At 35.8% G+C, this 4,640-nt stretch carries 5 protein-coding genes; 3 read left to right on the top strand and 2 right to left on the bottom strand.

All coding sequences use genetic code 11. From position 1 onward, the window contains the following. Positions 1-117 precede the first annotated feature (117 nt). The gene (locus ACGHIN_RS16570) at positions 118-1,347 is read right to left on the bottom strand and encodes a TRAFs-binding domain-containing protein (RefSeq protein WP_390456097.1); all 1,230 of its coding nucleotides are present in this window, start codon (positions 1,345-1,347) and stop codon (positions 118-120) included. A gap of 286 nt (positions 1,348-1,633) precedes the next feature. On the opposite strand from ACGHIN_RS16570, the gene ACGHIN_RS16565 reads away from it, so the two are divergent. The 3 genes from ACGHIN_RS16565 to ACGHIN_RS16555 all read left to right on the top strand — a co-directional run bounded on the left by ACGHIN_RS16565 (position 1,634) and on the right by ACGHIN_RS16555 (position 3,080). Beyond that, the gene (locus ACGHIN_RS16565; RefSeq protein WP_390456094.1) at positions 1,634-2,410 is read left to right on the top strand and encodes a DUF1883 domain-containing protein; all 777 of its coding nucleotides are present in this window, start codon (positions 1,634-1,636) and stop codon (positions 2,408-2,410) included. A gap of 108 nt (positions 2,411-2,518) precedes the next feature. Continuing rightward, positions 2,519-2,791 carry a helix-turn-helix domain-containing protein gene (locus ACGHIN_RS16560; protein ID WP_390456091.1) on the top strand — a complete coding sequence of 91 codons (273 nt, stop codon included), beginning with the start codon at positions 2,519-2,521 and terminating at the stop codon, positions 2,789-2,791. Continuing rightward, a complete protein-coding gene (locus ACGHIN_RS16555) occupies positions 2,760-3,080 on the top strand; it encodes a hypothetical protein (protein WP_390456088.1) in 321 nt (106 codons plus the stop codon). Before ACGHIN_RS16560 ends, ACGHIN_RS16555 begins: the two co-directional genes overlap by 32 nt. Before the next feature lie 53 nt (positions 3,081-3,133). Here ACGHIN_RS16555 and ACGHIN_RS16550 read toward each other — a convergent pair whose 3' ends face one another. Continuing rightward, entirely contained in the window at positions 3,134-4,507 is a 1,374-nt protein-coding gene (locus tag ACGHIN_RS16550; protein WP_390456085.1) for a site-specific integrase, read from the bottom strand. Positions 4,508-4,640 lie beyond the last annotated feature (133 nt).

Below are 4,640 nucleotides of genomic sequence, written 5' to 3'. Positions count from 1 at the left end.
TCAGTAAATTCTACATTGAAATACCCTCGTGAGTTTAATAAATTTCGTAACGCTAACAAGTCATCGTGATGTGCCCACGAGTGACTGATGAAAATTTTGTAATCTTTTGCCATATAATTATTTTAAATTTAAAATATGCTGTTTAGAGCTGTTGTAAGTTTCCAATTCCCATTCTGCCGGAGAACAGTTAAAAAAACACTTCTCATTTTCCTCGAATTCTGACATATTATCTAATGCCAGATAGCAGTTTGCCAATGTTGCATAAATCCATTTAAGATCACTTCTGATCAAGAAATCTTCATCTTCTTTTAAATCTTCAATGATTTCAATAATCTTATTGCGAGTTTTTCTAGCTTGAATTCGGCAATATGTTTTCTCGTCCTCGTCGCTTATAAACTGACCTTTAAGATCTAGACATATCGCATAATTTTCTCCAGTATAATAATCTGAGTTTATAGCAAATCCTTTATCGTAATATTTTATTGCACGGTCGAGGTAGATCATTTCGTTATTGTCTAGTAGCCACAAACGTTTATATATTGCTCCTGTGATACCAAGGGTTTCTGGATCGTTAGTGGTTCGACCATCTGGTTCCAACGTAGAAATTATAGTTAAGGCATCTTGTAATGCCGTTTTTTCAGAAGGCTGTTTACTTTTATAAGTACATAAAGCTAATTGTTGAACAAAATAGGAGTCATTTTCAATTTTCTCGCTGGCTTTCTTCCAGTATTTTACAGCTTCTCCAAAGTTGCTTTCAGTCATGCATCGTTTAGCCTGTTCAACTACAGCAAAGATTAGTTTTTCTTTTTCAGCTAACTCTTTTATAAGCTGTGCATATTCTTCCTCTGGCAGAATATAAGGCTTTACTGACTGAATGTGCTGGAATAACGGACTGTCGACTTCCCGTGACTTTTCCACATTCAAGATTAAATTGGTAAGATCCTGCTGGCACCGGGAAGCTTCAGTAGCTGATATATCTTCGCCCATATGTGCGTAAGTAAAGGTTCTATTATGATTTATATCAAAGGGAATATTTCCATCCTTTTCTTTCATGACAATAGTCGAAAATGGTTTCGCTGCATGCCTAATGCCTAATTCATATATAGCATTCGGATTGAAGGTGGTTATATCTGCTATAACTAAATCAGCGTAAATGAGCAGGCCGTACATACTTCTGTCTATCAGCCCTGAGTCCTGAACTTCATCACCTCTTACACACTCATAGCCAGCAGCTGTTACAGCAGGTTTAATAATATTGAGATAGGTTTTATCAAGATCGAAAGTCTTACCAAGAGTGGGATCGCTTTTCTTTCCATAGCCCATGATAACAAAACAAATTTTTGCCATTTTTTAATTTTAGTCATATGGTTATTTTCAATTCTGATCAAAAAGGTTTCCAATTATAGATTTCTGTCAAAAAGTCATGGTGTTTGGTTAATTCAGTGGATATTATTACTGATAATCAAACATTTCAATAAAATAAAAACTGTATACTGACAAAAAGTGTATTTTAAAGAAATCATAACCTATAATAATTGAGAACATTAATTTAATATATTTGAACTATAAATATTAGCAAACTATTTGAAATGACCGAATCTGAAATACTCACTTAAAATACTTTAAAACACTTATGAAATATTTAGTATGGGATTTAAAACAGCTCAAAAGGGGTGAGCGGGTAAAAATTACATTATCAGGCAATGCCGCCAACGTACGTTTAATGGATAGTTCAAATTATCAGAGTTATAAAAACGGAAGGGGGCATCGATATACTGGAGGACTTGTGAAAAGATCTCCAGTAGTTCTTACAGTTCCAAGTTCAGGCCACTGGTATATCACTGTTGATATGCAAGGGCTGAGAGGATCAACCAACGCTAGTGTGCAAGTTCTGCCATCAGCGCTTCCTACTTTTCAGGAAGCTCCACTATCAAGTGTTCCTTCACTTGTTCAAGGTAGGCATGATTCATCTCCATTTGGGGTAGACGATGATTACAGGGAGCATGATGTTTTCATTTCTCATGCCTCGGAGGACAAAGATGACATTGTTAGAGATTTAGCAATTGCGCTCAGAGAAGAGGGGTTGTCAGTTTGGTATGATGAATTTGAATTAAAAATAGGAGATAGTCTTAGACAAAAAATTGATAAAGGCTTGGCCAAAAGCAGATTTGGAATAGTTGTCTTATCACGGAATTTTATTAAAAAAGGATGGACTAACTATGAGTTAGATGGCATAATTACACGTGTGATTGGAGGTGATCAGATCTTACTTCCTATATGGCATAACATTACTAAACAAGAGATTGTTGATTATTCTCCTTCAATAGCTGATAGAGTGGCTCGAAATACAGCAAACTATACAATTGAAGAAATTGCTCAGGAAATTTCAGAACTAATAAAGAATAATTAAATTCAAAGTCGTAGCATTGAGAAAATGAAAGAAAAATAATGCCTATGACTTCCACTTTAAATAAACATGTTTCATAAAATAGAATTTTGTTCAATCAAAATTTTATATATGGATATAATTACAAAAAAAGATCTCGACATACTGAGAGATCAGATCATTTCTGACATCGGGAATCTTCTTGACAGCAAGCAGGCCGAAAGTAAGGCCGTTGAAGAATTTGGCTGGATGCGCAGCAAGGCCATACGTAAAGCCCTGAACATTTCCGCCTCTACCTTGCAGAATCTAAGGATCACGGGGAAAATTCGCTTCAAGAAAATATTAGGCTCTTATTATTACAATAAAGAAGACCTTGGGCACCTATTTGACGATGAAAGGGAATGAAGCACAGCGTTGGTTTGATTTCCTTGATGAAATTGACAGGGATCCTCAGCTCAATGTCTGGCATATTGCTTTACTGATTGCTATTGCAAGACTTGCCTTGAAACAAAATGAAAAATGGATAATCAGAGTGAGCAGGAGCAAGCTTATGACACTTTCTCATATCACTACAATAACAAGTTACCATAAGTATTTTAAGCAGCTTCAGCAGCTTGGCTACATTAAGTATACTCCGTCTTATCATCCGGACTATCGTAGTACTGTAGAGATCCTTCGCACACAGAAAAAATGATTTGCAACAATAAGCCTCAATATACCTTAATATATTGAGACTTATTGTTGCCATTAGACAATTGCCTTTGCCCTGCTGAGCATATTTTCAAAAGCATCACATCTGTTGGCAAAAGAGACGTCCGAGCGATTGTTCTGAGCACTCTTTAAGTCTCGGAATTCTTTTTCGAGCTGCTCAAGGAATTTCACCAGATCCCTATTGAAATGATCTGTACTTCTTAGCTTGGCTTCAAGCTGCTTCATTTCACGGGCTATGGATGCCTGTTCGGTCATTGCATACTCTTCCGTCTGCTTAATTGAGTAATGTCCCAGCATTTCCTTGACGACATGGATCGATACGCCATTGTTTAAAGTGATTGTACTGGCAAATGTACGTCTCGCTTTATGCGTATTGAGTGTTTCATGAATTTCGCATAATACGGCAATTTCTTTTAGATACTCATTCATTTTTTGGTTTGAACGTCCGGGAAGTACAGTTCCTCTTTTCAAACAATGAGGATCATCCTTATATCGGCCCATAATCTCCAATGCCTTAGGAAGAAGTGGAATATCCGTATCTGATTTTGATTTTTGCCTACTTGACATAATCCACATACTTCCATCGTCTGCTTCTTTAATATTTTCCCATTTTAATTGAAAGGCATCAATGTAAGATAATCCCGTGTAACACTGAAATATGAAAATATCTCGAACAACATTTAGTCTTTCTGATCTGAACTCTTTTTTTTCAATTCGTTTCAGTTCCGCTTTTGTCAGAGGCTTCTTTTTAACCTTGGTTTTCTTGCTGACAAACAGTTTGAACGGATCTTTGGGAATGATCTCTTTGGCAACAGCTCTCAATACGATTTTCTTAAAATTGCTGATATACTTCAATGAAGTGTTATTGGAACATTTTCTTACAGTTTTTAGATATAGGTTGTAATTCTTTACAAATTCATAATTAAGGGCACTGAACTCCAAGTCAGCCATATTATACTGATGTTGGATAAATTCCTGCACATGGGAGCGTGCTGTAATGTAACGTTCATGTGTTCCTTTGGAATATTCCCCAGTAATGACAAGTTTGGCTATCTCATCGTTATGTTCCTGAAATTCTTCAAGGACTTTATTTCGTGTCCTGTATTTTCCGTTGACAAAATTAATGAGATCAATAGAGGTAATGAGAATATCATTATTCATTAACTCCGTTCTGTAACTATTGATCTTAGTCGTTAAGGATTCAAGAAAAAGATTAATCGTTCGGGCATCTTCTTTCGTTCCTATAGCTTTACCTTCTTTCTGATCCCATCGGTCAGGATACCATTTTCTTTTGGTGGAGGTCTCTTTAGGAATACCATCTACAGTGATTCGCAAATAAATGTGGCGAATCTTTTCGTTTTTTGAGCTCTTTAAAAAGTAGGTGAACCCGTAGCTTTGTTCTACTAACATAATTCAACATTTTTAGGGTTATAAATGTCAAACTAAAAGCTCTTTAAATCAAGTTGTTTAGATTTGCAACGTGTTTATTTTAAATCAATTATACGCGTTTTCATTGTGTTTTGTATTCCGTTTTTGTGGCAAA

It is taken from the genome of Chryseobacterium barbadense, assembly GCF_042849955.1.
Lineage (GTDB): Bacteria > Bacteroidota > Bacteroidia > Flavobacteriales > Weeksellaceae > Chryseobacterium.
The sequence above is the reverse complement of the archived record's forward strand: the minus strand, read 5'-3'. Positions and strand labels throughout refer to the sequence as shown.